Here is a 25,185-nt window from a genome sequence, read left to right as displayed (position 1 = left end):
GCGCTCAGGGCGCCGCCGGTCCGCGGGAAGGGCTCAGCCCACCTGACGGTCATCGAACGACCCCGGCGTGACCTCTTTTCCCGGCCTGACCATGCGGACACCAGGCCAGACGGAAAGGAGGCCCTTGTGCCCGTACATCGTCTGCCCGACAACCCCAGCCTCGAACGGCTCCGCAAGCAGGCCAAGACGCTGCTCCAGTACACGAAGGCGGGAGTCCCCGAGGCGCGCGGGCTCGTCGCCGAGTTCCATCCCCGGCCGCCGGAAACGCTCAAGCTGGCGGACGCGCAGCTCGTCACCGCCCGCATGTACGGCTTCCCGAGCTGGCCCAGGCTGAAAGAGCACATCGGCACCGTCGAGCGCTACTCCCGCTCACCGCACCGGGTCCCGCCGCGCGAGGAGCCGCCGGAGGAGTTCGTACGGCTCGCCTGCCTCACGTACGGCACCGACCACCCCGGGCAGGCCGACCCCATGCTGGCCCGGCACCCGCACCTGGCCACCGCGAACGTCTTCACGATGGCCGTCACCGGCGACGCCGACGCGCTGGCCGGGATGCTCGCCGCGGATCCGGGACTGGCCCGGGCGCAGGGCGGCCCGTTCGGGTGGGAGCCGCTGCTGTACCTCGCGTACGCGCGTCTCGGCACTCCAGGCCGGTACGTGGCCGCGGCCCGGCTCCTGCTCGACCACGGCGCCGATCCGAACGCCGGATTCCTGTGGGACGGCCTGACCTCGCCGTTCACCGCGCTGACCGGCGCGTTCGGCGGCGGGGAAGGCGACCAGCCGCCCCATCCGGAGGGACCCGCGCTGGCCAGGCTGCTGCTGGAGGCCGGGGCGGACCCCAACGACAGCCAGACCCTGTACAACCTGGGCCTCGGCGGCTCCTTCTCCGACGACACCGCCCACCTCAGGCTGCTGCTGGAGTACGGCCTGGGGCAGGGCGAGGGCGGTCCGTGGCATGCCAGGCTCGGCCCGACGCTGCAGTCCCCGCGGCAACTGCTGCGCGAGGAACTGGCCACCGCCGCGCTGCGGGGCGGTCCACGACGGGCCCGGCTGCTTCTCTCACACGGTGCCGAGGTCGACGGGGTGGGGGAGCATCCGGCGTACGGGGGGCGCACTCCGTACGAGCTCGCCCTGCTCAACGGGCACACCGAGGTCGCCGAGATCCTCGCGGACGCGGGCGCCTCGGCGGCGCTGGACGAGAGGGACGCGTTCATCGCCGCCTGCATGCGCGCCGACGCCGACGCGGCGGCCGGGTTCGGTCCCGGGCCGCTGGCCCGGGCGCTCGCCGAGTCCCCCGGGCTGATCGACCGCGCCGCCGAACAGCGCAAACTCGCGGCGGTACGGCTGCTCGCCGGACTCGGCTTCGACGTGAACCACCTGCACCGGCGTACCCCGCTGCACGCGGCGGCCTGGAACGACGACGTCGAGACCGCCAGGGCGCTGGTCGAGCTCGGGGCCGATGCGACGATCAAGGACGTCGACCACGACGCGACGCCGCTGGGGTGGGCCGAGTACGGCGGCAGGGATCGTGTGGCGGCCTATCTGCGAACCGTGGGAGGCGGGTGAACGACCCGGCTCACGTACCCGCGGCTCCGCACGTACCCGCGGCTCCGCACGTATCCGCGCCCTCGCACGGACGGTCCTCTCGCGCTCCTTGACCTGAGTGGACCGTCCGGCTGGGGCTCGGCATTTCCCGCTGGAGCGCGCGGTCTTCGTGCTGCGGGAGGTGTTCGGGTTCAGCTTCCGGGAGATCGCATCGGCGGTGGAAAGATCCGAGGCCGCGTGCCGCCAGCTCGCGATGCAGGCGCGCCGCCACATGGACGCGGGCCGTCCCCGATTCGAGGCCGACCGCAAAGAGCGCGAGGAACTCGCCGGACGATTCTTCGACGCCTTCAAGGAAGGCGACCTCGATGGGCTGCGGGAGCTGCTGGCCGCCGACGTTCACATGATCGGTGACGGTGGCGGTAAGGCACCGCAGGTGGCCGCCCAGATCGTCGGCATCGAGAACGTGGCCCGGCTGCTCGCCGCGCTCGTCCCGCCGTTCCTCCGGATCGGCGGCGTCGTGGAGCCGCACGAGTTGAACGGTCAGCCGGGCGCGATCTTCCGCGACCGGGACGGCAGGGTCGTCAACACCTGGGCGTTCGACATCTTCGGCGGGCAGATCCAGACGATCCGTACGGTGAGCAATCCCGACAAGATCGGCCACATAGGTCCGGTGGCCGACGCCTGGGCGATCTTCCGCGAGGCGACCGGCCCCGCCGGCCCGCGGATTGACGGCGAAAGCTGACCGCGCCGGGTCGCCCCAGGCTGCTCGATCTCGACCCGGGCGGGTGATCACGCCTGCGACACGCTGCACATGGGCATCATGCGATAGAAAGCGCGGACGTACGGAGGAAATGTGAGCAGATTAGGACCGATGCGGGTAGTGGCTGCCCTGGTGTGCGCGATGGCCCTGGCCGCGGGGCCGCAGGGCGCGCATGCGGACACGGCTGATCCCGCGAACTGGCCCACGCCCCGGTTCATCACCTACAACGTCAAAGGGGCGGCGCAACCGATCTACGCGGGCAACCGCCAGGCTTGGGCGGACAAGATCGTGGGTGCCATGGACTACTGGAACACCGACCTGATCATGTTCCAGGAGATGTGCTACGGGCAGTACCAGACGCTGCGCCAGGCGGTCGGCGACGCGTACGACTCCGTCTGGGGCGCCTCCCTGGCCTCGGCCTCCGGCTGTTCCCAGTGGGGGTCCGACAAGCGCTTCGGCCTGGCGATCTTCGCCAAGGGCGGCCCGGGAACCATCGACAACGGCACCCGCGTCGTCCACACGCTGCCGAGGCCGGCCGGAGGGGAGGCGCGGATCGAGCTCTGCGCGCGGACGGTGATCCGCTCCCATTCGGCCTGGGCGTGCAACACGCATCTGGACTTCCACGCCGGCAACAAGGAAGCGCAGGCGGCAGCGGTCGCCGCCCACACCGACGCCTACGTCGACGAGGGCTATCCCGTCGTGCTCGCGGGCGACTTCAACATGTTCCCCACCGAGGCCCCGCTGAAGCACCTTTACGACCACCACGGCGGGACCGGGCTCTTCCAGGAAGTCGACGAGAACGACAAAGCGCACTTCACCGGAACTGAATGCCCTCAGTCCGGCGACCGGTGCCGCAGCGGCGAGGCCACCGAGGACCCCGTGTGCTCGCCGGACACCGACCAGACGGGCAAGATCGACTACATCTTCGTCAGCGCCCTGGCGTTCGGCACCGTCCGGGGCGACGCGGCGGCGTGCACTCCCGGGCTGTCCGACCACCACCTGCTGCGCGGCGCGGCCGGCTGGGCCTAGTTCTCCAGGTGAGTTCTGCACCGGTGGTCAAAGTGTTGGTCCTCAGCGGACGGCCGCAGCTGGAAATCCACGTCGATCGCAGGCACACTTTCCCAGCTCACGCAGCAATCGGGGACGCAAAATTGTCGGTGGCGACCGGCATGATGAATGCATGACCGACGCTCCCCCCACCACTCGTCTCGCCGACGCCACGGCCTACGCCGAAGCCGTCCAGCTCGCCGTTGACTCCGCGGCGGCCTACTACGCCGACGGCACTTCCACCCTCGACGACGACGCCTACGACCAACTGGTCCGCGGCATCCAGGCGTTCGAGGAGGCTCATCCCGAGCAGGTGCTGCCGTCCTCGCCGACCGGCAAGGTAGCCGGCGGGGCCGTGGTGGGCGACGTGCCGCACACGGTGCCGATGCTCAGCCTGGACAACGTCTTCGGCGCCGACCAGCTCGCTGACTGGGCGGCCTCGCTGGAGCGTCGGCTGGGCCGCCCGGTCACGGTGTGGAGTGTGGAGCCCAAGCTCGACGGCCTGGCGATCTCGGCCCGCTACCGGCACGGCCGCCTGGCCCAGCTCGTGACCCGGGGTGACGGCACGGCGGGCGAGGACGTCTCGCACGCCATCGGCACCATCGTCGGCCTGCCCGACCGGCTGGCCGAGCCGGTCACGGTGGAGCTGCGCGGCGAGGTCATGATGACCGCCTCCCAGTTCGATGACGCCTGCGCCAAACGGCAGGCGCACGACGGCACCACGTTCGCCAACCCGCGCAGCGCCGCCGCGGGCACGCTGCGCGCCCAGGACCGGCCGTATGTGTGCGAGCTGACGTTCTTCGGCTACGGCGCGCTGCCCCAGCCCGACGACACCGGCGAGCTGGCGGTGCGCCTGCGCGAGCTGCCGCACAGCGAGATCATGGGGTGGGTGAGCGCGCAGGGTGTGCAGACCACCGCCGCCACGCCGGTCGCGGGCATCGTCGCCGAGACGCTGGAGCGCGTGCAGGAGCGCGTCGAGGAGATCGCGGCGGCCCGGGCGGCGCTGCCGTTCGGCATCGACGGCATCGTGATCAAGTGCGACCTGGCCGCCGACCAGGCCCAGGCCGGATTCAGCTCACGCGCCCCGCGCTGGGCGACCGCCTACAAGCTGCCCGCCACCGAAAAGATCACCAAACTCCTCGCCGTCGAGTGGAACACCGGCCGCACCGGCGTCATCGCCCCCCGCGCCGTGCTCGAGCCGGTCATGCTCGACGGCAGCAAGGTCACCTACGCCACCCTGCACAACGTCGCCGACATCACCCGGCGCGGCCTCATGATCGGCGACAGCGTCACCGTCTACAAGGCGGGCGACGTCATCCCGCGCGTCTCGGCCCCGGTGGTGCACCTGCGCACCGGCGACGAAACTCCCATCGAGATCCCGCAGGTCTGCCCCCGATGCGGCGATGCCATCGACAAGTCGCAGGAGCGGTGGCGGTGCGTGCGCGGGCGCGAATGCCAGATCATCGCCTCCATCGTCTACGCCGCCGGCCGCGACCAGCTCGACATCGAGGGCCTGGCCGAGAACCGCATCAAGCAAATGCTCGAAACCGGCCTGATCGCCGACTTCGCCGACCTGTTCTTCCTGACGCGCGAGCAGTTGCTCGGCCTGGAACGCATGGGCGAGACCAGCAGCGACAACCTGCTCGCGGCCCTCGACCAGGCCAAGTCGCGCCCGCTCAGCCGGGTGTTCTGCGCGCTGGGCGTACGCGGCACCGGCCGCTCGATGAGCCGCCGCCTGGCCCGCCACTTCGCCACGATGGACAACATCCGTGCGGCCGACGCGGAGGCGATCCAAGACGTGGACGGCATCGGCCCGGAGAAGTCCCCCGTCGTGGTGGCCGAACTCGCCGAGCTGGCCCCGCTCATCGACAAGCTCATCCAGGCCGGGATGAACATGACCGAACCCGGCGCCACCCCGCCCACCGCCTCGGAGCCGGACGCCGGCCCATCGGCGGACCTGCCGCTGGCGTCGATGTCGGTGGTGGTCACGGGCGCGATGACCGGCCCTCTGGAGGCCCTGTCGCGCAACGAGGTCAACGAACTGATCGAACGAGCCGGGGGCAAGGCCTCCTCCAGCGTCTCCGCCAAGACGTCCCTGCTGGTGGCGGGCGAGAAGGCCGGCTCCAAGCGCACCAAGGCCGAAACCTTGGGGGTACGCATCGTAAGCCCGGAGGAGTTCGCCGACGAGGTCAGCGCGTTCCTCCTTTGACGACGTCACACCGGGCCCCATCACGTCCGGGCACCATCACGTCCGGCGGCGGAGCCAGGCGGTGGCGCGATGGGCTACGGGGCCGAGCAGGCTGACCTCCTTGGTGGCCTTCTTCAGGGCCTTGACGGCGTTCTGCGACTCCGCCGTGACCTTCTTCAGCTCCGCCGTCGTACGTCGCAGCTCGACGGCGAGCCGGTCCACGTCGCTCGTTGGTGAGGCGGGTTTCGGCTTCTTGCGCTGGTTGACGCGTACGAGGTTGCGATCGCCGAGCACATCCGTCGTGTGCCACAGGTCCTCACGCGTGCCGAGCCATGCGAGCAACCGCTCCTGGACCGGTACCGGATCGCCCCACGTCCCGTACAACTTCTGGGAGCTGATGCAGACAGGCGCAAGCCCGAGACCGGCGACGGCCTCCCAGACGGCGAGCGCGACGCCCGGCGTGTGCTCGCTGCGATAGTCGTCGAAGGCGACGATCCCACCCTCCTTGAGCACCGTACGCGCGGCCAGGACATCGCCCTGGACATGCGTGTACAGATGGGAGGCATCGACGTGGACGAACCTGCAGGTGTCCGCCTTCACATGGTCGAGGATGACCGACGTGGGGCCGTGCACGATCTCGGGCAGGGCGGGGTGGACGCTCAGGTAGTTCTGCTCGAACTTCTGGCGGGTGAGGCTGGCGTACGACCTGGTGGTCTCGACGTCGTTGTCCGCGTCCGGGGCGTCCGACTCGAACAGGTCGCAGACGGTGAAATTCTCTCCTGTACGTACGTGGCTGCCGACCAGGACGGCGCTCTTGCCCAGGTACGTACCCATTTCCAGGACGTCACCAGGACGGTCATCCGACAAGAACCACTCGAACAGGCGTTGATCGGCCGGCCAGAACCAGCCGGGGATGCGCTCCAGCGCGGCAGTGAGATCCGGTGCTGACATGCCCGGACGGTAACAGCCCCGTTTCCCGAGCTTGAAGAGGGTTTGCCGCATGGCCATCGAGAGGTCGCCGAGAGTTCGGACAGCGCCACGTTCACGCCCAACCCCGGTCACGTTCGAAGAGCCGCCATGACACTGAATCCGAACGACTCCGTTTCTTCGTAAAACATGGGGTCATGTCTAGTTGCATGACCTTACGTGGTAGTTCGAGAGGCGAAGGAGTCGCATGAAAACGAACGTACGCCTGTCGCAGGGGCTTGGAGCGGTGCTGGTGGTGGGGGGTGCCCTGGTGGCCGCCGCAACCGGGGCCAACGCCGCCACGCTACCGGTCCCGGACAAGCCTCACTTGATCAGCGCGGTCGCTACCGGTTGCACGGCGCCCTGCGCGTCGGGCCGGGCCGGGCAGGTCACGCTGACGTGGGAAAGGTCGCAGATCCCGGCGGGGGCCCCGTCCGATACGGTCGTCCTCTATCGCGAATACGCCAACGGCTTCAACATCGGCGGGCCGACCACCGTCAGGCAGACTGCCAAAACTGTGGAGATGTCCTTCCCGATCTGCTCGGCGGTCAACAGGCCTTCACCGGAGTGCTACTCGGCACGGGTTGACGCGCTGAAGGGTGACGAGGTGATGACTGTCGTCGCCTTCGCGGTAAGCGGGAACCCGGACGACGGCACGCAGGCGATAAGCGCCGCGTCGGCGCCCAGCAACGGTCTGGTCCCAACCCGAGGGTGATCAGAACTGGATTCTGCACCGACGCCGCCCTGGCCCGGCATATATCAGCGAATAAACCTCACTTCCCAGAATTCTCCCCATACAAAACCGACGATTCCGGGCCACTTCCATACGCGTACTCGCAGGCGAGGATTTTCTGTCGGACCCGTAGTTCATAATCGCCATCGGCACCGTTCTTCAGGAGGAATCGATGGCGAGGCGATCCGGGCGCGGCAGGCGTCGGCGAAAGTCGACGGGCAACGGAGGATTGTGGCTGTTGGGGCTGGGAGCCGTCGTGCTCGCGGTCATCCTCGTGGCCCAATACATCGCAGAAAACCCGGGATGGGCGATGGTCATCGCCTCCCTGGCGATCGCGGCCCTAGGCGGCGGCCTTTTCCTGCGATATCGGGTCATCCAAACCCGGCGCGTGCGTTTTCTGGCCGCCAACACCGAATTGGCGAAGGTCGACCTCATGACCGGCACCCAATTCGAGCATCTGGTCGCCGAACGCATGATCGCCGAAGGATTCCGGCGCGTCCACGAACGGGGTGGCAGCGGTGACGGCGGCGTCGACATCACCGCCGTCGCACCCGGCGGCACACCATACGCCATCCAGTGCAAACGCTACGGCGGCACCGTCGGCGCACCCCAGGTCCGCAACTTCCTCGGCGCCCTGGCCAACGCCTTCACCGGGCACACCGGGGTCCTCATCACCTCCGGCCGCCTCACCCGCCAGGCCCGCACGGAGGCGCTCAACGCCCGCCAGTCCCTGCACGTGCTCGAACGCGACCTCCTGGCCGACTGGCTGATCGGCAGAAGCACGCTACTCCCCCAGCGCGACGCCACCAGCCGACCCACCCCCCAGCCAAACCCCGGCACCCGAAACACCCCATATCCAGCACCGTTGACAGAAGGAGAGGAGCTGACGGGCTGAACCGGTCGCAAGGAGGAGGAGCGGCTCGTAGGCCCCGACCGCCAAACACATAGCCCGAGTGATCGACGCAACCCGTGGCGTTGGCGAGCAGAGGCGGCGCGCACTTGGTGCATCGCCCGAGTGATCACGCCTCCCGGGAGCGGAGGATGGCGTCGAGAGCGGCGCGTACGGCGGCGCGTGTCGGCTCCAGGGCGATCCCGTGCTCGCGCAGAAAGGCGCTGGACTTGTCGCGCAGAAGGCCGAGGAGCATGTGCTCGGTGCCGATGTAGTTGTGCCTGAGCTCCGCCGTTTCCGTCAGCGCCGCCTGCAGGGTGCGACGGGTCTCGGCGCCGATCGGAACCGTCGCCGGCGATCCGGGCCCGGTGGGCAGGCTCTGGTCCAGAGCGGTACGGAGCGCGGCGGGGTCCACGCCTTGGGCGGCGATGGCCAGGACGGCGAGGGTGTCCTGGTCGTCGAGGATGCCGAGCAGCAGGTGGTCCGTGCCCACCGCGGTGTCGCCCAGGCGGCGGGCGTGGGCCTCGGCCCGTTCGAGGGTCTGCTTGGCACGCCCCGTGTACCGGTCGAACGCCCCCGACTGGGCGAGGTCGGCGACGGTGAGGCTGGACCAGCGGCGCCCGTACCGTTGCTGCGCCGCCTGCCGGCTGATGCCGAGATGGTCGCCGATGTCGGACCACGAACAACCCTCGGCTCTGGCCAGTTCGACGAGGTAGCCGAGCAGCCGGTCGCCGAGACCCTGCAGGTCGGACAGCACCCCTTCGGCCACGGTGAGGCGGGTCAGGGCGTCGGCGCCCGCGCTGCGTTCCTCGACGATCGACAGCAGGGCGGTGAGGTCGGGTAGCTCTGGCACCACACCATTATGACTGTCAACATATGCCTTGACAATTCTGAGACGTCAATGCGAGCGTTGACGCCATGGATGTTGGCTTGCTGGCAGAGGCGCTGGACGCGTACGTACCGGAGATCATGGGGCACTGCGGGACACCGGGGCTGTCGGTCGCGGTGGGCGTGGGCACGGAGGTGGCGCTGGCCAGGGCGTACGGGCTCGCGGACCTGGCCACCGGCCGGCCCATGACGGTGGACACGGTCGGGCCGACGGGCTCGGACTGCAAGACGTACACCGGAGTGGCGGTCATGCAGCTCGTGGAGCGTGGCCTGATCGGGCTCGACGACCCGATCGACGAGCACTTTCCCATCGTCAACCCGCACGGAGCGCGGCCGATCACCCTGCGGGACCTGCTGACCCACCGCAGCGGCCTGGGCACCAACATGGGCAACTGGGATCGGCTGCCGCCCTCGCCGCTGGGCGAGCATCTGCGGCGGGTGTTCGCGGCCGGGCGCTCCGACGCGTACGGGGGGACGGTCGTGCCGTTCTGGGCGGGGCCGGTGGGAGCCCAGTACACCTACAGCAACGTCGGGATCGCCCTGGTCGGCCACCTCGTGGAGTTGCTCAATCCCGACGGGGTCACGCTCTCGGAGTGGGTACGGCGGCACGTGTTCCAGCCGCTGGCGATGGACTCGACGGTGTTCCCGAGGGCGCAGCACCCCGACTTCGTACCGGCCGGGATGCTCGACCGCCGCTCCACCGGGTACGCCACCCTGCCCGGCTTCACCTTCACCCTCCCCCAGATGTACCCCGGCGACTACCCGGCAGGCTCCGCCCTCAGCACACCGTCCGACCACGCCAGGTTCGTGCTCGCGCTGCTCAACGGGGGAGGCGGCGTGCTCAAACCGGAGACGGCCGAGCAGATGATCACGACCCAGGCGTCCGGCGGCACCCTCATGGGGCCGAACCAGGATCACTCCGTCGGGCTCGTGTTCAACGTCTTCGGCGGCGAACACCCGTACATCGGCCACGGCGGCGAGTACCCATGGGGCTGGTGCCACTTCACGCGCGGCTGGACCGAGGACCGGGTGGCGCTGGTGGTCTCCGCAAACCAGTACGACCTCGGCGACCTCCGCCTGTCCGACCGCCCCAGCCACGCGGCCGCCCGACTGGTCGCCGAGATCGTCACCGCCTGGGTCCACGGCGCCGACCTCCGTCCCCGGCGCGGTCCGGCGGCCGCGCGCAGCTACCTGGCCGGGCTGCTGATCGGCGACCGGCTCACCACCCGCCTCGGCATCGCCACGCAGCCGGCTCCCGAGGACGTCGCGCGGATCGCCGAATCGGCAGTCGTCGAGCTGCCGTGGGATGCGGAGGCGTTCCGGCAGGGGGTGGCCGAGGTGCGCATGACCGCGCATCCGCTGCGGGACAACGCCGAGACCGTACGCCGCGAGGTGCCCGCCCATGAGATGGAAGTGCTGAAGCGACAACTTGGCGTGCCGGGACTGGGGAGCAAGTGAGCAACGTCAACGTGGCAGCTCAGCGTGCCGGGACTGGGGAGCAAGTGAGCAACGTCGATGTGGCAACTCGGCGTGCCGGGACTGGAGGGTAAGTGAGCGACGTCGTACTGGAGGCGCTGTCGATCGCGGTGTCGGCCGGGGTGCCGGCGTTGTTGTGGGGCAGTCCGGGCACCGGCAAGACCTCGGCCGTCGTGGCGCTGGCCGAGTCCCTGAACTGGCCCATCGAGGTCGTCATCGGCTCCATCCGCGAGCCGAGCGACTTCGCGGGCCTGCCGGTGATCACCTCCGAGGGCACGGTACGGCTGGCGCCGCCCGCCTGGGCCGAGCGGCTGGCCACAGCCGGGCACGGACTGCTCTTCCTGGACGAACTGACCACGGCTCCCCCGGCGGTGCAGGCCGCGATGTTGCGGGTGGTGCTGGAGCGGGCGGTCGGTGACGTACGCCTGCCGGACAAGGTGCAGGTGGTCGCCGCCGCCAACCCGCCGGAGGAGGCAGCCGACGGCTGGGAGCTGGCGGCGCCGCTGGCCAACCGGCTCGTCCATCTCAACTGGCCGGTCGATGGCAGGCAGATCGCCCAGGGCCTGGCCCTGGGCTTTCCCCCACCACCGCTGACCGCTTTCACGCAACCTCCGTCCCACGCACAGGCGACGGAAGCGCGAGCGACGGTCGCGGCCTTCCTCCAGGTCAGGCCCGCACTGGCCCTGCAGGTCCCGTCCAGCGGCGGCATCTCGGGCGGAGGTACGTGGGGCAGCGGCCCCGGCGGAGGCATGCCGGGCAGCGGCACCTCAGGCGGAGGTACGTGGGGCAGCGCCCCAGGCGGAGGCATATCGGGCAGCGGCAGCGGTGGCACGCCGGGCGGCGGCCCGGGCAGCGGGACGCCGGGTGGCGGCCCGGGGGGAGGTAGGTGGGGCGGCGGAGGCACGCCGGGTGGCGTCTGGGGTGGAGGTACGTGGGGCGGTGGCGGGGGGCAGGGGTGGCCCAGTCCTCGGTCGTGGGAGGCGACGGCGAAGCTGATGGCCGCGTGCAAGGCCGCCGACGCCTCGGCCGATGTGCTGGCCGTGCTCGTGGCCGGGGCCGTCGGGGAGGGGGCGGCGTTGGAGTTCCTGTCCTGGATGGAGCATCTGGACCTGCCGGACCCGATGGCGGTGCTCGACGATCCGGACGCCTTCGAGTTGCCCCGGCGTAGCGACCGGGCCTTCGCCGTGCTGACCTCGGTCGTGGCCGTCGCGGTCGCCGCCGGGGATGTCTCCCACTGGGACGCCGCCTGGATGGTGATCGCCAAGGCCGCCCGTACCGCGCCCGACGTGGCCACCCTCGCGGCCCGCACCCTGGCCGGCCGCCGCCCACCGGGGGCCCGGATTCCCGCGACGCTGCTGGAACTGACGCCGATCCTGCGTGCGGCCGGGTTGTTGTGAGTAGCCCGCCAGAGAAATGGGCGGCTGCCCGGGTGTGGGCCGCCCATCGGTTCCCCTATCTCGCCAACGCCCTGCTTGCCATGGATCCGGTCGTGGTCACCGGGTTCCCTGGGAAGTTGGGGCGGTTTCCTGCTGATGTGGGATGGCACGTCTACATCGAGGTCGCGGAACTGGAGCGGCAGAGCGTGGCGGAGGTCGGATCCTGGCTGGTCCACCAGGTGAGCCACCTGCTGCGGGAACACGCCCGCCGGTATCCGGGCGAGGCCGTCGGGCGGGAGCAACTGGACTGGAACCTGGCTGCCGACGCCGAGCTCCGCGACGCTCTCGGACTCGACAGCCTTCCGGGAAAGGTCACACCTGAGCAGCCCAGCCCGCCAGACGCGACCACACCCGGACGGCCCGACCACGCGAACGGTGGGACGGCCGAACAGTACTGGCGGGCCCTGCGCACGCGGCCCCCCACCGAACACCCAGAGCCCCCGAACGGAGACTGCGGGAGTGGCTGCGACGGGATACCCCGGGCGTGGGAGTGCGGGCGGCCCGGGTTGTCGGCCACCGGGGCCCGGCTCACCGCGCTGGACACCGCGCGCCGCATCCGCGAACGGCTGAACGCCAGCGACGACGTTCCGGCCGGTTGGCTCCGGTGGGCGGACGACGTACTCAAAACCAGGGTGAACTGGCGGCGGCACCTGGCCGCCAGGGTGCGCCACGGCCTGGCCCAGGCGGCGGGGCAGGTGGATTACACCTACAGCAGGCCATCACGCAGGGCCGCCGCGCTGCCCGGCATCGTGCTGCCCAGCCCGCACCGCCCGCTGCCCGCCGTGACCATCCTCATCGACACCTCGGGCTCGATCACCGAAACCATGCTGGGGCAGGCGCTGGCCGAGGTGACCGGGGTGCTGCGGGCCGTCGGCGCCGGGCGGCGGCTGGTGAAGGTGATCTCGTGTGACGCGCGGGCGTACCGGCCGCAGACTCTCAGCCTGGTCTCGGAGCTGCGGCTGGGCGGGGGCGGCGGGACGGACCTGCGGGCCGGGTTCGCCGCCGCGCTGGCCGCGTGCCCGCCGCCGGACCTGATCATCGTGCTCACCGACGGCCGTACCCCATGGCCGGACCGCCCGCCCAGGACCCGGGTGATCGTCGGCCTGCTCGACGCGACCGGGCAGGCGCCTTCGTGGGCGGAGACCGTACTCATCGATTCAGGAGCGTGATGACGATGCCGTTCAGCGAGGAATTCGACGCCGCCGGGATCCCGCCCGAGGAGGCGCGCCGGTGGTGGCAGTGGCGGATGACCCCGGAGGAGGCGTGCGCCTGGCGGCGGGCCGGGGTCCGCGACCCGGCCCTGGCCGTCCAGTGGGCCACCGCCCGCGTCACCCCCGAGACCGTCGGCTCCTGCCGCGCGGCCGGGCTCACCGCGGTGGAGGCGCTCCTCTGGCACGAGTACGAGTTCGGCCTCGACGAGGCCATCGTCCATCGGCGCCAGGGCCGCACCCCGGACCAGGCGTTCCACCTCAAGCACGGCCGCGAACCACGGCCCGCGGGCGATCCCACCGCGCCCGGCGACGCGTTCACCAGCCTCATGGCCTTCGCCGGCGGCGGCGATCCGCGTGACCGGGCCCAGCGGTTCATCGCGCGGGCGGGGAACGCCGACGTCCTGGTGATCTACACCTACCTCAACGAGGAGTGGGTCGACGAGGAGGCCGGCAGGTGGATCGCGTACAACATCGACGCCGCCACCGCGCGCATGTGGCAGGAGCTCGGCCTCAGACCCGGGGAGGCGCGGCGCTACATCCAGCGCGGGCTCAGCCCGATGGCGGTCGCGCGGGCGTGGTGGCAGGCGGGCATCCCGTTCGAGGAGACCGCGTCGTGGGCCGGCGCCGGCCTCACCCCGGAGGAGGCCGCCGACCAGCGCGCCAGGGGTGTCACCGCCGAACAGGCCGAGACCCTCCGCACCCTCCGCGACGACACCTGACGCCACAAGACCCCTTGGTTGTGATGGACGGTGGGTCAGGAAGGGGTCCCACACGTTCGGCATTCCTCCTTGCTGCAGGATGGACGAAGTAGTCAAGTCCGATGCAAACTGATCGCCATGCACGATCATCAACCGCAAAGGAATGCCGCTCTGCCGGGCTGGGAGAGACCGGCATGGGCGTTGATCGGCCCAGGAATCGCCGCGCTCACCGGTCTGTACCTGCTGACGATGCCCTTCGGGCCCGCGGCGCGGATTTCTCTGCAGTCAGATCTCGATTTGTCCAGCCAAACCACCCTGCTCATGACTGCCGTTGCGTACCTGATCAGCGCGGCAGTGGGTGGGGCGCTGGGCGTCGGCCTCGGTGGACGTCTGCTGACGACGGTGGCCACGTCGGCCATCGCCTTCATGATCATCGGTGTGCTGCTGAACGCGTTCGCCCCGGACGCCGGAATCTATCTGACCGGCCGGGTGCTGAGCGGGCTCGGCGCCGGTGGCGTGGTGGGGGCGACGGTGGCACTCGTGCGGCGGGCGGGCCGCCACCGGGGCGCGCTGGTCGCGATACTGGCAGGTCTTGGTGTGCTCGCCCTGGTTCTTGGCCCGTTCGTCAATCATGGGCTGTCGAGCGCGTTGTCGTGGAGGCTGGGATACCTCGTCCCGGTGCTTCCTTTGGCCGTGGGGCTGATTGCCGCTGCCGTCAGCGGATTCGTACTTCTCCTGACCCGGCGACCCGCGCAACCGAACGCGGCCGGCATGCCCTATCCACCAGCCGGGCAATGGAGCGAACGCCCGAGGTAGCCCGCAGATCGCGAGCTACCCATCTGCGGCTGTCAGCCTCGTGCCCCCAGGGGAATGCCGTGGCTTATGCCTCAAGGCCGACCGGTACGAACCCGGTGCCCGCGCGGTAGTTGGGCGACTGGTGCCGGAAGTAGGTGTTGTAGACCTGGCAGTAGCGGCCGCCGCGAGCCAGGAGCGTGGCGTGGTCGCCCTCCTCCACGATCTGTCCGTGGTCGAGCACGATGATGCGGTCGACGTGCTCGATCGTGGACAGGCGGTGGGCGATGACGATCGACGTGCGGCCGGCCAGCACCACGTCGAGGCCCTCCTGGATCTGGGCCTCGGTGAGCGGGTCGACGCTGGCCGTGGCCTCGTCGAGGACCACGATCGCCGGGTCCTGGATGAGCAGCCGGGCCAGCGCGACGAGCTGGCGCTGCCCCATGGACAGGGCGCGGCCGTGCTCGCCCACGTCAGTGCGCAAACCGTTGGGCAACGCCTCGATCCAGTCGCCGCCGCCGACCGCCGACGCGGCGGCCAGCACCTGATCGTCGGTGGCCTCGGGTCTCGGGTAGCGGATGTTGTCGGCGACCGTGCCGCTGAACAGGAACGGCGCCTGCGGCACGGCGCCGATCTGCCGCCGGTAGGAGGGCAGGTCTAGTGTGCGGATGTCGCGGCCGTCGATCAGCAGCCGGCCGTCCTGGAACTCGTAGAAGCGGGTGATCAGCTTGCTCAGCGTCGACTTGCCCGCCCCGGTGTGCCCGACCAGCGCGACGCTCTCACCGGCCTCGATGAGCAGGTCGAAGTCACGCAGCACGGGATGCGCCGCGTCGTAGCCGAAGGTGACCCGCTCGAACTCGATGCGCCCGGCCAGCTCCCCGGCGGGCACCGCGTCGCTCTGCACCACCCGCGGCGGCGCGTCGATCAGCGCGAAGACCCGCTCGGAGGCCGACAACCCTTGCTGGAACTGAGACCAGAACGCCGCGATGGACGTCAGCGGAAACCAGAAGAGCGCGGCGCCCTGGAGGAACAGGTACCAGTCGCCGGCGGACAGCCCGTTGGTCAGCACCGCGGAGCCGCCGAACTGCACCAGCGCGACCGAGGCGAGCCCGGCCACGAGGAACAGCACCGGGAAGATCCCCGAGAAGACGAACCCCTGCCGCAGCGTCACCTGGTAACTCTGCTGGTTGATCGGCCGGAACTCGTCGTAGACCTGCTGCTCCTGCCGGAAGTTCTTGGCCACGGCGATGCCGCCCATGGTCTCCTGCAGGTTGGCGTTGACCCGGCTGAGCGAGCGCTGCGCCCGCCGCGTGCTGGCCCGGGCGAGCCGCCTGAACAGCAGAGCCAGGCCCACCACGATCGGCACGATCAGCAGCGTCACCAGGGCGAGCTCCACGCTGCGCAGGAACAACATCGCCGTGACGAAGACGACCATCAGCACCTGGCTGATCAGGTCCATCGTCAGCGTGGAGACCGTGGCGAAGTCGTCGGTGTCGGAGGTGACCCGGCTGACGATCCTGCCGGACGGCGTCTCGTCGTAGAACGACATGTCCCGCTCCAGCACGGCGTCGAACGCGTCCTCGCGCAACTGGAGCACGACGTCGCCGGTGACCCGGGAGCTGAACCACTGCCGTACGAAGTTGAAGACCCAGCCCACGGCGCCCGCGAACAGCACAGCCACCACGAACATCCAGCCCACCTGGGCGATCGTGCCGTCGGCGATGGCGTCGACGACGAAGCTGGTCAGCAGCGGCACGGCCGCCTGGCTCACCGACGACAGCACGATCATGCCGGCGACCAGGAACATCGTCCCGGCCTTGGGCCGGAAGTAGGACAGGATCCGGCGCACCAGGTCGCGGTCGTTGTAGGTGCGGTCGTAGTCTTCGGCGTCGAGGCCGTCCATGATGAAGCCCATCAGAGAGCACTCCCCTGCTCGCTCGCCAGAACCGGGGCCTCGTCGTCGTCCGGCCCCACGCCGGCCTCGTCGTAGTGGGCGAAGATCCGCCGGTAGAGGCGGCTGCGTTCGATCAGCTCGTCGTGCGTGCCGGAGTCGACCAGCTCGCCGCGCCGCAACAACAGCACCTTGTCGGCCCATCTGATCTGGGAGAGCCGGTGAGTGATCAGCAACGTGGTGCGGCCGTCGAGGATGCGGCCGATGGCCTGCTGGATCTTGTCCTCGGTGGCGGAGTCGATGGCGCTGGTGGAGTCGTCGAGCACGAGGATCGCCGGGTCGGTCAGCAGCGCCCGCGCGATGGCCAGCCGCTGGCGCTGGCCGCCGGAGAGCGTGACGCCGCGCTCGCCGATGACCGTGTCGTAGCCGTCGTCGAGCTCGGCCACGAACTCCGCGGCCTGGGCGTCCTCCGCGGCCCTGATCACCGCGTCGCGGTCAGCCCGCTGGCCGAGGCTGAAGGCGATGTTCTCGGCCACCGAGCGGGAGAAGAGCACGATGTCCTGCTCGATGGTGGAGATCTGGGAACGCAGCGAGTCGAGGTCCCACTCGCGCACGTCCACGCCATCCACCAGGATCCGGCCCGAGGTGACGTCGTAGATGCGCGGCACCAGCTTGGTCAGCGTGCTCTTGCCCGACCCGGTCTCCCCCACGATCGCCACCGTCTCGCCCGGTTTGACAGTGAACGTCACCCCGCGCAACGCCGGCTCGTCGTCGTCGTAGCCGAACGACACGTTGTCGAAGACGATCTCCCCGCTGATGGGGGCGGTGTGCCCGTCGGCGCGCTGCGTCAGCTCGGTCTCCGAGGCCACGATGCTCAGGATCCGGCGCGCGGAGGCGATGCCGATCTGCACCAGGGAGAAGGTGAAGATCGACATCTGCGTGGGGAAGCCGAGCATGACCATCAGCCCCATGAACGCCACCACGTCGCCGACCGTGATCGCGCCGATGCCCTGCAGGTAGAGGGCATGCCACAGGGCGCCGGCGACGGCCCCTGCGAACAGCAGCGTCGGCAGGTAGCGGGCCTGCACCAGCCCGTTGCGTACGAAAGAGTCGCGGTAGAGGCGCGCGTAGGTGCGGAAGCGGCCCCGCTCCTGCCCCTCCTGCGCCATCACCTTGATCACCTCGATGCCGCGCACGGACTGGTTGAGCCCCGCGTTGAGATCGCCGAACTGCTCGCGCATCCGGGTCGACACCGGGTTGAGCTGGCGCATGTAGTGCCAGAGCGCGGCCACGAAGAACACCGCGAAAACGCCGGGCACCAGCAGCAGCCGCGGATCGATCGCGGCGATGAAGACCAGCGGCACGAGGCCGGTGAGGCCGGAGTCGACGATCAGGTCGATGCCCGGCGTGACCATGATGGACAGTTGCCTGATGTCGTTGGCGGCGCGGGCCATCAGGTCGCCGACGCGCTGCCTGTTGTGGAAGGTCTGGCTCTTGCCGAGCAGGCTCACGTAGAGCTCGTCGCGGGCGTCGCGCTCCAGCCGCTTGGCCAGGACCTCGCTGGACAGGCGGGCAACGAGGTCGAACAGGCCGCGGGCCACGACCACGCCCAGCAGGATCATCGCGATCAGGCCCAGCGCCGAGCCCGCCTCGCCCCGCTTCCCCAGCACCGCGTCAAAAGCGGCGCCCGTGAGCTGCGGCACGACGGCGTTGAGCACCGTCATGACGAGCGAGCCGCCGAGGAAGCCGAGCAGGTGCACGGGATGGCGGCGCATGTGCGACCATATCCAGCGCACCGGGCCGCGCCGATCGTGGCGCGGGCCGGAGACGGAGAACTCCGAGCTGTCGCTGGTCATCACACTCAAGCCCCCCGGCCCTGGCCAATTGAACCTCGAACTCGCTTTCTACCATCGGCCACCGACAGTTCTCGAACCCTTTTCCCGGCCGGGCGAGTCCGGGAGGCCGCTGCACGTCTGCTTTCAGGCCGCCTTGACGACGAGTGCGTCGAAGTAGGCCGTGGCGTCCACCGCCCTGAGCCCGATGCCGCCGCCCGGCAGCGGCGAGCTGTCGGGCGAGCACAGGTATCGCGCCTCTACCAGCCGTGATGGCACGCACTGGACCTGGTACGGCACCCGGGTGCTGCCCGCCGGCCCACAACCGCGCATCGGACTGGGGGCCTTCGAGGCCGCAGAGCCGTTGACCGCGACCTTCGACTACGTCCGCTTCCACCGGCCGTGACACCCCCTCACCCTGTCAACGCTCCCGTTGGCAGGGTGAGACCTCCCTGTGTGCCTCCGCCCGGTCGCGGTCGTTCACTCACGCCATGTTCAACCGGAGCCGAACGCGGCACCCCCGTCTCGGCGTGGCGCGGCCCTAGCCGGAGGAAGGGTGTGGCGTAGCGTTTGCTCATGGAACGCATGAGCGACGACGAATGGCGAAGCTTCGTCCTGGCGGGAACCCGCACCGGCAAGCTCGCGGTGACCCTCGACGACGGCACACCGCACGTCACTCCCATCTGGTTCCTGCTGGACGGCGACGAGGTCGTGTTCAACACCTCAGAAACAAGCCTCAAGGGCAAGGCGCTACGCCGCGACTCCCGGGCCGCGCTGTGCGTGGACGACCAGGAGCCGCCGTACTCGTACGTGATCATCAAGGGCACCGTCACCCTCTCGCTCGACCTGGAGGAGATGCTGGCCTGGGCCACGGAGATCGGCAGGCGGTACATGGGCGACGAGCGGGCCGAGGAGTTCGGCACGCGTAACGCCATGCCCGGGGAGTACCTCGTTCGGCTGCACATCGACAAGGTGATCGCCCACCGGAACATCACGGGCTGAGCACCGATCTCATCCCTTTCATCCGCAGATGGCCTGCGCGACACGGTGGTTCTGAAGCATGGAGACGACCTCGCCTTACGAAAAGGACCTCCAGCGCCCCTCGGAGACGACCTCGACGGTGCCGTCGGTCACCTTGATGGCCGTCTGGTCGTCGATGGCGTACGCCGGACCCGCGATGTCGGCGGCCCATCTCTCGGCATCGGCCATGGTGTTCCCCGGCATGAGCTCGTGTCCCAGGTGCGGGAAGATCGAGAAGTCGACGGCCCCTAGGGTGCGGTCGCTTCCGGTGGGCGGCGTCCATTCGACGAAGTAGTCACCGATGCGTGGGGTCATCACCATGCTTCCGGCGCTCACACCCACCCAGACCGTCTCGGGCAGCGACGGCAGGAGATCCGCCAGCCCGGACTGCAACATCCAGTGGCACAGGTACGTCGCATCGCCGCCGTCCACCAGCAGGACGTCAGCCTCCCGGACCCAGGGGACCCAGCGGTCCTCGCCGATGCTGGGCAGTGCGGTGAGCTCGAGGACGCCCACCGACTTCCAGCCCAGGTCGCACATGGGTGCCGGGGTCTGTCCGGCGATGAAGCGCCAGGCTGAGGCCGGCGTGCACATGGGGTGGCCGTACTCCGCGGTAGGGATGCAGAGGGCACTGGAGTCGGCGATCGGCTTGCCCAGCAGGTCGACCAGCGCATCGCGGATGCTCTTGTTCGTGACGCCTCCGGACGTGAGAAGAAGCTTCAAGATGTCTCCTGATTCGAACGCGATGGAGCGGTGTGACGGGTAGACCTGGGACCACCGCGAGACTCATCGCTGCTGGGGGCAGAACTTGCCTGCAACAGGGCGCTCGCGCGGTAGATCAGGATCGAGCGCACGCAGCACCACCGACGCAAGCGGCATGTCTGAAGGTGCTCACGTGCCCGTGCACCCCTGATCGAGGAGGACAGGCGACGGCCGCCGCCTGAGGGCGTGCTCATCGGAAGATCCGGTATACGCGGACGCTCAGCGCGCCGGCCAGGTAGACGATCGTCAGCAGAATCGCTGTGAAGCCCTCAGCCATTTGAGAAGCCGGACGTGGGCGTGGCCCTCACCTGTAGCCACCGACACTTCCTGGGCTTAATAAGTTCCCGCCCGTAAATAACAGTTCCAACTGTCCGTATATCCCTTTCCATGGTTTCTCCATGCCTTTTCGATACACGACCCGGCGAACACCCGAAGAACCTCACTTGCGCTCGTTACGCTTCGTGTGGTCAACTCGCCCGTCGGCAGCCCCAGGGGACCAGGATGGCGACGCAGGAGCAGATCAACGCCGCTCGCCGGCAGATCGAGCAATTGCGTGATCAGCACAGCGGCGACATCCGCGGGCTGATTCACCTCATCGACTCCGGCGCGATGAAAGGTCCCGCAGCTGACAAACTGGTGCGCGACGCCCAGGGCTGGGACCAGGCATACAAAGGCATGTTCAGCCGTGCCCTCGCGATGCTGGAAACTCTCCGCCCGGAGGGAACCGGCTGATGAGCCCGACACCACTCAGCATCGATCCGGCACTGATGACGCAGCTCATCTCCCTGATGAAGCGCCTCAGCGCAACCGTCCCCGAGGTGGGCGCTCAGGTGGACAAAGCACTCGGCTCTGTTCAACTCACTCTGTACGGGCCGGGCACGGCTCGCGACATCGGCCATCAGATCGGCACGAAGGCCCCTGACCTGCAGCGGCGACTCGACCTCATGCTGGCCGCGCAAAAGGTCGCGCTCGACACCTCGAAGTCACTCTGGGCCGACGAGTCCAAGTGGCTGTCCGACACACCCGCCGCCGGTGCCGCCACGGCCAAGCGCCTGGCCGATGCCCTGCGTGCCGGCATGAAGAACGGCACCATCGACAAGAAGACGCTCGCCGAACTGCAGGCGCACAAGGACGACCCGTACTTCGCCGTGGCGTTCGCCACCCAGATGTCACCGCGGGAGCTCAAGCAACTGCTCACGTCGCTCTATCGCCGCCAGACCACCGTGGCAGGCCCCGATCCGGCAGCCGTCGCCGAGCTGGACAAACTGTCGGCCGCCCTGAGCACCATCCTCGGCACCGCCTCACGAGGTGCCGGCAACATGAAGCTCCCCAAGGACTACGTCGACCAACTGCTGAAGCACCTCGACACCCCCGAGACCGCTTTCGCCCTCAACAAGCTCCTGCGGACCGGAAAATTCGACGACGCCTTCCTCCGCGAAGTCGCCACCAAGGTCTACGACTACGAGCGCGAACAGCCTCAAGGCTCCCTGTACTGGCGCAACATCATGCCCGCCACCCAGCCGGCGAACCACCTCCCGGCCGCCTACAAGGACCCGATGGCGGCAGTCGCAGCCGCCCTGGCCAACAATCCTCGCGCCGCCCAGGACTTCTTCACCGACCCCCAACGCAAGCCACTCGACTACCTCATGCGGGAACGCGTCTGGTACGAAGCCACAGACAGCGACCTCGGCCACGCCCTCGAAGCCGCGACGACCACTTTCCGCGACCACGACCTGCCGCCTGACCAATCCCGCGGCCACAAATCAGCTCTGATCGCCTCCTGGGCCATGCGCTTCTGGAGCAACCCCGAAGTCCAGTCCAACCTCCGGAACACCCGGCAGAGCGTGGGCAACATCCTCAGCGCTTACCTCAGCGATGTGAATCGAGTGTCGGTAGATCGAGTGGCTCACAAACCGGGTGTCGTCTCACAAGACCCCGACACGAACCTCAAGGGCACGCAACCTTACGGCGCCATACTGGACCGCGACGGCATCAAGGGCGTGATGAAGTGGGCCTTCGCGAATCCGGGCGTGCTCAAGACGGTAGTAACGGCCCAAGGTCAGTACAGCATCGACGTTCTCAACCAGCGGGCCGCCAAGCTTGCGGAGCAGAATCGCGCCGAATTCGAGCAGTGGCACAAGACCCATCCGCAAGCAACGACCGCCGAAATCAACAATGAGCGCCAGAAGATCCTTGAAGAACGGATGACCGGCTCCGATGGAGCGACCTTCAGTCAGGCCATCGAGAAACTCAGTCACACCTTTTATGTGATCACTGACGCGGGCAACATCGCCAACATCACGAAGGCGGATGAGCATGACAAGATGTTCGCTGCCTTCAAGGACGCCATCACCAGTGTGGCCAATCTGATTCCCGGCCCTCAGGGGAAGATCGCCGGGTTGCTCGTCGACAAGGCCAAATCGCAGGTGTACGGCCAGTTCACAAGCGAGCAAGGAGCGGCGGCACGCAGCCAGGCCAGCTCAACGACCGGTCAGACCATCGACATGTTCACCGACATCACGGCGGACGTGATGATGCAGAACGGCCTCTTCGGCGACGGAGAAGTGCCCGCAAGGACTCACCCACATGCTTCCACGAACAATCCGCGCGGCTCGGCCGGCGACTTCATGAACGGCAACAAGGTCATCCCGTGGAGCAAGATGACCGAGGAGCAGCGTGAGGCTTACACGGAATGGCTCACCGATCCGGAGACCGGAGCCGTGTTCCGCGACCCCTCCAACGCCGTGAATGAAGGCTTCGGCCAAGCGGCCCGTGCCCAAGGACAAGGCGGATGAGAACATCCTTCCTCTCAGCGCTGCTGATAGCAGTGGCGCTATCACTTTCGGCTTGTTCCTCCCCGCCGCCTTCTGACACGCGACCCCTGGGAAACGTGACGGCGAAACCGCAGGAGTGCGGCCTGATCTCCAGACAGGCCATCGCACGAGCTACCGGCCTGGACGGTCTCCTCGCCACAGGAAGCCGGCCGGGAGAACGCTTCGACCGCTGCATCGCTCGAAAACTGCACAGCGACGACATTGGCGCGGAGCTGTCGATCACCTTCGACGACCAGTCCTCCCTTTCTTTGGATGAACTGGAGGGCACCAAGCAACACGATCGCGGGGTGAATCTGCCCGCTGACCTCGGACCCGGCTTCACCGCACAGATCGAGGGCAAGAACGGGCCGAGCACATATGCCTACGCCTGGACTCCTGACACGCGCCGTCGGCTCTCCATCTGGATCACGCCGGGTGCCCCAGGGCGGGACCACCGAGCGGACGCCATTGAGTTCGTCCGCCAGCTCAAACCCATCCTGCTCTCCACGTCCAAATAACGCAGCAACCGACGGACGGTGACTCGATCACGACGGATCATCCGGCGCGCCCGTCCAAGAGAGGGTCCAGGGAAGCTTCGTCCGGGCAGCTGAGAGTCACGCTGTCCCGTGCCCCTCTTCTCTGTCTTCGGAGCGAACAACGCGCCGAATGAACATGAGCCCACCCACCAGGCAGAGCTCGTAGATCACGGACATGCATTCACACGTGTGGTCGCGCACCCGTACACGGTGCGTCCGACGGCTCGTCGTCCGCCAGTCGAGACGCTGATACCCATCCTCGAACGGCGCAGGGTGAGAGCCATGCCAATCCTGGTCAGCCACGACGCGTGTCTCCTCCCGCCGATACCGCAGAGAAGATCGTTCGAGATGGCCATCCACTCGATGCCCAGCAACGTCTGCAGGCCGGCTCCAGCAGCGGAACTTCCTCCCCCAGCACTATGCCGACCGCATCAACCTGAGCGCCATCGCCCTCACACGACAGGTCCGCCCACACCACCCGCCCTTCCTCGTCACCCGCGACGCCAAGCCTTTCGGCGAGCGCGACCACAATGGCGAGCCCTCGCCCACCTTCAGCCAGTTGCCCCTGACTTCCTGTGCGAAGCACAGGCTCATGCCAACCTCCGGCATCCTTCACCGCCACCCGGGCAGCACCCCCGGACGACCAGATCCCGACCGTGAAGACATCACGTGCCGATCTGGTGTGCAGGATCGCGTTACTGGCCAGCTCGACCAGACACGAGACCGCGTCATCACGGACCTGGGAATCCCGGAGCAGCGCGCCGGCAAGCCGTCGCACATTCGCCACTTGTACGCCCTCGCCGGGGAAGTCGCCCCGCCAAGTCATCCCCTTCATCGTCCCGCCCCTCCGTCCACGGACGGCGATGTCCACCGCCGTCTGAAACCGCGTCCGATGTCACGCTGCGCAACCGCCTCGATACTGACATGCACCGTGCAAACTTGCATAGCGAAAACCTGAATCACTCTGAGGTGCGTGTTGCAGGTGTAACCTTCGGGACAGCCGATCGAGGTGGTGAGCATGAGCGGGAAGCGCGGAGTGACGCTCCGAGCCCAATGGCTCGGCAAGCATCTGCGAGAACTACGCGAACGCGCCGGCCTCACGCTCAAAGAAGCCGGCGAGTACCTCCAGCGCGACGGCTCCACGGTCAGCCGCTTCGAGGCCGGCCTCTACCCGGCCCGCACCCCTGACGTCCTCGCTCTCCTCGACCTGTACGGCGTCACAGCACCCCAGGAGCGCGACGGCCTGGTCCGCCTGAGCCGCGACGTATGGCAGAACGGCTGGTGGGACGACTACTCGGGAGACGTGTCCCACGGCATCGTGGACTACGCCTGGCTGGAAGCCCGCGCTGAGAGCATCAGCTCCTTCGACGCCCTCGTGATCCCTGGCCTCCTCCAGACCCGGGACTACATGGAAGCCGTCATCCGCGCCGAGGACCCGGACGCGACCGACGACCAGGTCAACCGCTGGGTCGAATTTCGCCGCACCAGACAGGAAATCCTGACCGACGACGGCCCCCGCCTCTCCACGATCCTGGACGAGTACGTTCTCCGCCGCGCGATCGGCGGACCCGACGCCATGCGCGCCCAACTGGCCCATATCGCAAAGCACGCCTCCGCACCCAACGTCGAGATCCGCATTCTTCTCCTCAACGCAGGAGCGCACGCCAGCCCTGACGGCACCTTCCGCATCTTCCAACTTCCCCAG

Annotated in this window: 23 protein-coding genes; 17 read left to right on the top strand and 6 right to left on the bottom strand. The window is 68.7% G+C overall.

Translation table 11 applies throughout. The annotated features are described in order from the left end of the window. Window positions 1-126 precede the first annotated feature (126 nt). From ACFPZ3_RS14180 to ligA, 4 genes are all read left to right on the top strand, one after another. Window positions 127-1,563 (top strand): ankyrin repeat domain-containing protein, encoded by a 1,437-nt coding sequence (locus ACFPZ3_RS14180; RefSeq protein ID WP_379514523.1) that lies wholly within the window; start codon window positions 127-129, stop codon window positions 1,561-1,563. A gap of 97 nt (window positions 1,564-1,660) precedes the next feature. Then, complete coding sequence (locus ACFPZ3_RS14175; RefSeq protein ID WP_379514522.1) at window positions 1,661-2,284, top strand: sigma factor-like helix-turn-helix DNA-binding protein; 624 nt, start codon at window positions 1,661-1,663, stop codon at window positions 2,282-2,284. Between the two features lie 129 nt (window positions 2,285-2,413). Beyond that, window positions 2,414-3,331, top strand: a complete 918-nt coding sequence (locus ACFPZ3_RS14170; protein ID WP_379514521.1) for an endonuclease/exonuclease/phosphatase family protein — start codon at window positions 2,414-2,416, stop codon at window positions 3,329-3,331. Window positions 3,332-3,482: 151 nt separating this feature from the next. After that, entirely contained in the window at window positions 3,483-5,558 is a 2,076-nt protein-coding gene (gene ligA, locus ACFPZ3_RS14165; RefSeq protein ID WP_379514520.1) for an NAD-dependent DNA ligase LigA, read from the top strand. 36 nt (window positions 5,559-5,594) lie between these two features. Here the strand turns inward: ligA and ACFPZ3_RS14160 are convergent, their stop codons facing one another. Continuing rightward, a complete protein-coding gene (locus tag ACFPZ3_RS14160; RefSeq protein ID WP_379514519.1) occupies window positions 5,595-6,488 on the bottom strand; it encodes a class I SAM-dependent methyltransferase in 894 nt (297 codons plus the stop codon). A gap of 223 nt (window positions 6,489-6,711) precedes the next feature. On the opposite strand from ACFPZ3_RS14160, the gene ACFPZ3_RS14155 reads away from it, so the two are divergent. Continuing rightward, complete coding sequence (locus ACFPZ3_RS14155) at window positions 6,712-7,218, top strand: hypothetical protein (RefSeq protein WP_379514518.1); 507 nt, start codon at window positions 6,712-6,714, stop codon at window positions 7,216-7,218. A gap of 256 nt (window positions 7,219-7,474) precedes the next feature. Then, a complete protein-coding gene (locus tag ACFPZ3_RS14150) occupies window positions 7,475-8,131 on the top strand; it encodes a restriction endonuclease (RefSeq protein WP_379514517.1) in 657 nt (218 codons plus the stop codon). A gap of 124 nt (window positions 8,132-8,255) precedes the next feature. On the opposite strand, the gene ACFPZ3_RS14145 is transcribed toward ACFPZ3_RS14150, so the two are convergent. Then, window positions 8,256-8,978: a Clp protease N-terminal domain-containing protein gene (locus ACFPZ3_RS14145; protein ID WP_379514516.1), complete on the bottom strand. Its 723-nt coding sequence runs from the start codon at window positions 8,976-8,978 to the stop codon at window positions 8,256-8,258. A 65-nt stretch (window positions 8,979-9,043) separates the two neighbouring features. Here ACFPZ3_RS14145 and ACFPZ3_RS14140 point away from each other — a divergent pair, with 65 nt between their 5' ends. From ACFPZ3_RS14140 to ACFPZ3_RS14120, 5 genes are all read left to right on the top strand, one after another. After that, window positions 9,044-10,471, top strand: a complete 1,428-nt coding sequence (locus ACFPZ3_RS14140; RefSeq protein WP_379514515.1) for a serine hydrolase domain-containing protein — start codon at window positions 9,044-9,046, stop codon at window positions 10,469-10,471. 92 nt (window positions 10,472-10,563) lie between these two features. Beyond that, on the top strand, window positions 10,564-11,886 hold the full coding sequence (locus ACFPZ3_RS14135) for an AAA family ATPase (RefSeq protein WP_379514514.1): 1,323 nt from the start codon (window positions 10,564-10,566) through the stop codon (window positions 11,884-11,886). Further along, complete coding sequence (locus tag ACFPZ3_RS14130) at window positions 11,883-13,094, top strand: vWA domain-containing protein (protein WP_379514513.1); 1,212 nt, start codon at window positions 11,883-11,885, stop codon at window positions 13,092-13,094. Before ACFPZ3_RS14135 ends, ACFPZ3_RS14130 begins: the two co-directional genes overlap by 4 nt. Beyond that, complete coding sequence (locus ACFPZ3_RS14125) at window positions 13,094-13,855, top strand: hypothetical protein (protein ID WP_379514512.1); 762 nt, start codon at window positions 13,094-13,096, stop codon at window positions 13,853-13,855. Before ACFPZ3_RS14130 ends, ACFPZ3_RS14125 begins: the two co-directional genes overlap by 1 nt. A gap of 117 nt (window positions 13,856-13,972) precedes the next feature. Next, entirely contained in the window at window positions 13,973-14,650 is a 678-nt protein-coding gene (locus ACFPZ3_RS14120; RefSeq protein ID WP_379514511.1) for an MFS transporter, read from the top strand. Between the two features lie 64 nt (window positions 14,651-14,714). Here ACFPZ3_RS14120 and ACFPZ3_RS14115 read toward each other — a convergent pair whose 3' ends face one another. Together ACFPZ3_RS14115 and ACFPZ3_RS14110 are read right to left on the bottom strand one after the other, a co-directional pair. After that, window positions 14,715-16,541: an ABC transporter ATP-binding protein gene (locus ACFPZ3_RS14115; RefSeq protein ID WP_379514510.1), complete on the bottom strand. Its 1,827-nt coding sequence runs from the start codon at window positions 16,539-16,541 to the stop codon at window positions 14,715-14,717. Next, entirely contained in the window at window positions 16,541-18,373 is a 1,833-nt protein-coding gene (locus ACFPZ3_RS14110) for an ABC transporter ATP-binding protein (protein ID WP_379514509.1), read from the bottom strand. Before ACFPZ3_RS14110 ends, ACFPZ3_RS14115 begins: the two co-directional genes overlap by 1 nt. Before the next feature lie 160 nt (window positions 18,374-18,533). On the opposite strand from ACFPZ3_RS14110, the gene ACFPZ3_RS14105 reads away from it, so the two are divergent. Both ACFPZ3_RS14105 and ACFPZ3_RS14100 read left to right on the top strand, forming a co-directional pair. Then, window positions 18,534-18,755, top strand: a complete 222-nt coding sequence (locus ACFPZ3_RS14105) for a hypothetical protein (RefSeq protein WP_379514508.1) — start codon at window positions 18,534-18,536, stop codon at window positions 18,753-18,755. 170 nt (window positions 18,756-18,925) lie between these two features. Then, the gene (locus tag ACFPZ3_RS14100) at window positions 18,926-19,351 is read left to right on the top strand and encodes a PPOX class F420-dependent oxidoreductase (RefSeq protein ID WP_379514507.1); all 426 of its coding nucleotides are present in this window, start codon (window positions 18,926-18,928) and stop codon (window positions 19,349-19,351) included. A 75-nt stretch (window positions 19,352-19,426) separates the two neighbouring features. Here the strand turns inward: ACFPZ3_RS14100 and ACFPZ3_RS14095 are convergent, their stop codons facing one another. Continuing rightward, window positions 19,427-20,092 carry a Type 1 glutamine amidotransferase-like domain-containing protein gene (locus ACFPZ3_RS14095; RefSeq protein ID WP_379514506.1) on the bottom strand — a complete coding sequence of 222 codons (666 nt, stop codon included), beginning with the start codon at window positions 20,090-20,092 and terminating at the stop codon, window positions 19,427-19,429. A gap of 540 nt (window positions 20,093-20,632) precedes the next feature. Here ACFPZ3_RS14095 and ACFPZ3_RS14090 point away from each other — a divergent pair. The 3 genes from ACFPZ3_RS14090 to ACFPZ3_RS14080 all read left to right on the top strand — a co-directional run bounded on the left by ACFPZ3_RS14090 (window position 20,633) and on the right by ACFPZ3_RS14080 (window position 23,462). Beyond that, a complete protein-coding gene (locus ACFPZ3_RS14090) occupies window positions 20,633-20,863 on the top strand; it encodes a hypothetical protein (RefSeq protein WP_379514505.1) in 231 nt (76 codons plus the stop codon). Further along, entirely contained in the window at window positions 20,863-22,926 is a 2,064-nt protein-coding gene (locus ACFPZ3_RS14085) for a DUF6571 family protein (RefSeq protein ID WP_379514504.1), read from the top strand. The genes ACFPZ3_RS14090 and ACFPZ3_RS14085 overlap by 1 nt, the downstream gene beginning before the upstream one ends. A gap of 95 nt (window positions 22,927-23,021) precedes the next feature. Next, a complete protein-coding gene (locus tag ACFPZ3_RS14080; protein ID WP_379514503.1) occupies window positions 23,022-23,462 on the top strand; it encodes a hypothetical protein in 441 nt (146 codons plus the stop codon). Between the two features lie 313 nt (window positions 23,463-23,775). Here the strand turns inward: ACFPZ3_RS14080 and ACFPZ3_RS14075 are convergent, their stop codons facing one another. Then, complete coding sequence (locus ACFPZ3_RS14075; RefSeq protein WP_379514502.1) at window positions 23,776-24,315, bottom strand: ATP-binding protein; 540 nt, start codon at window positions 24,313-24,315, stop codon at window positions 23,776-23,778. Between the two features lie 183 nt (window positions 24,316-24,498). Here ACFPZ3_RS14075 and ACFPZ3_RS14070 point away from each other — a divergent pair. Further along, window positions 24,499-25,185 (top strand): helix-turn-helix domain-containing protein (locus ACFPZ3_RS14070; RefSeq protein ID WP_379514501.1); only part of this gene is annotated, 687 nt, incomplete at its 3' end.

The sequence above is a fragment of the Nonomuraea insulae genome (assembly GCF_042656245.1).
The sequence above is the reverse complement of the archived record's forward strand: the minus strand, read 5'-3'. Positions and strand labels throughout refer to the sequence as shown.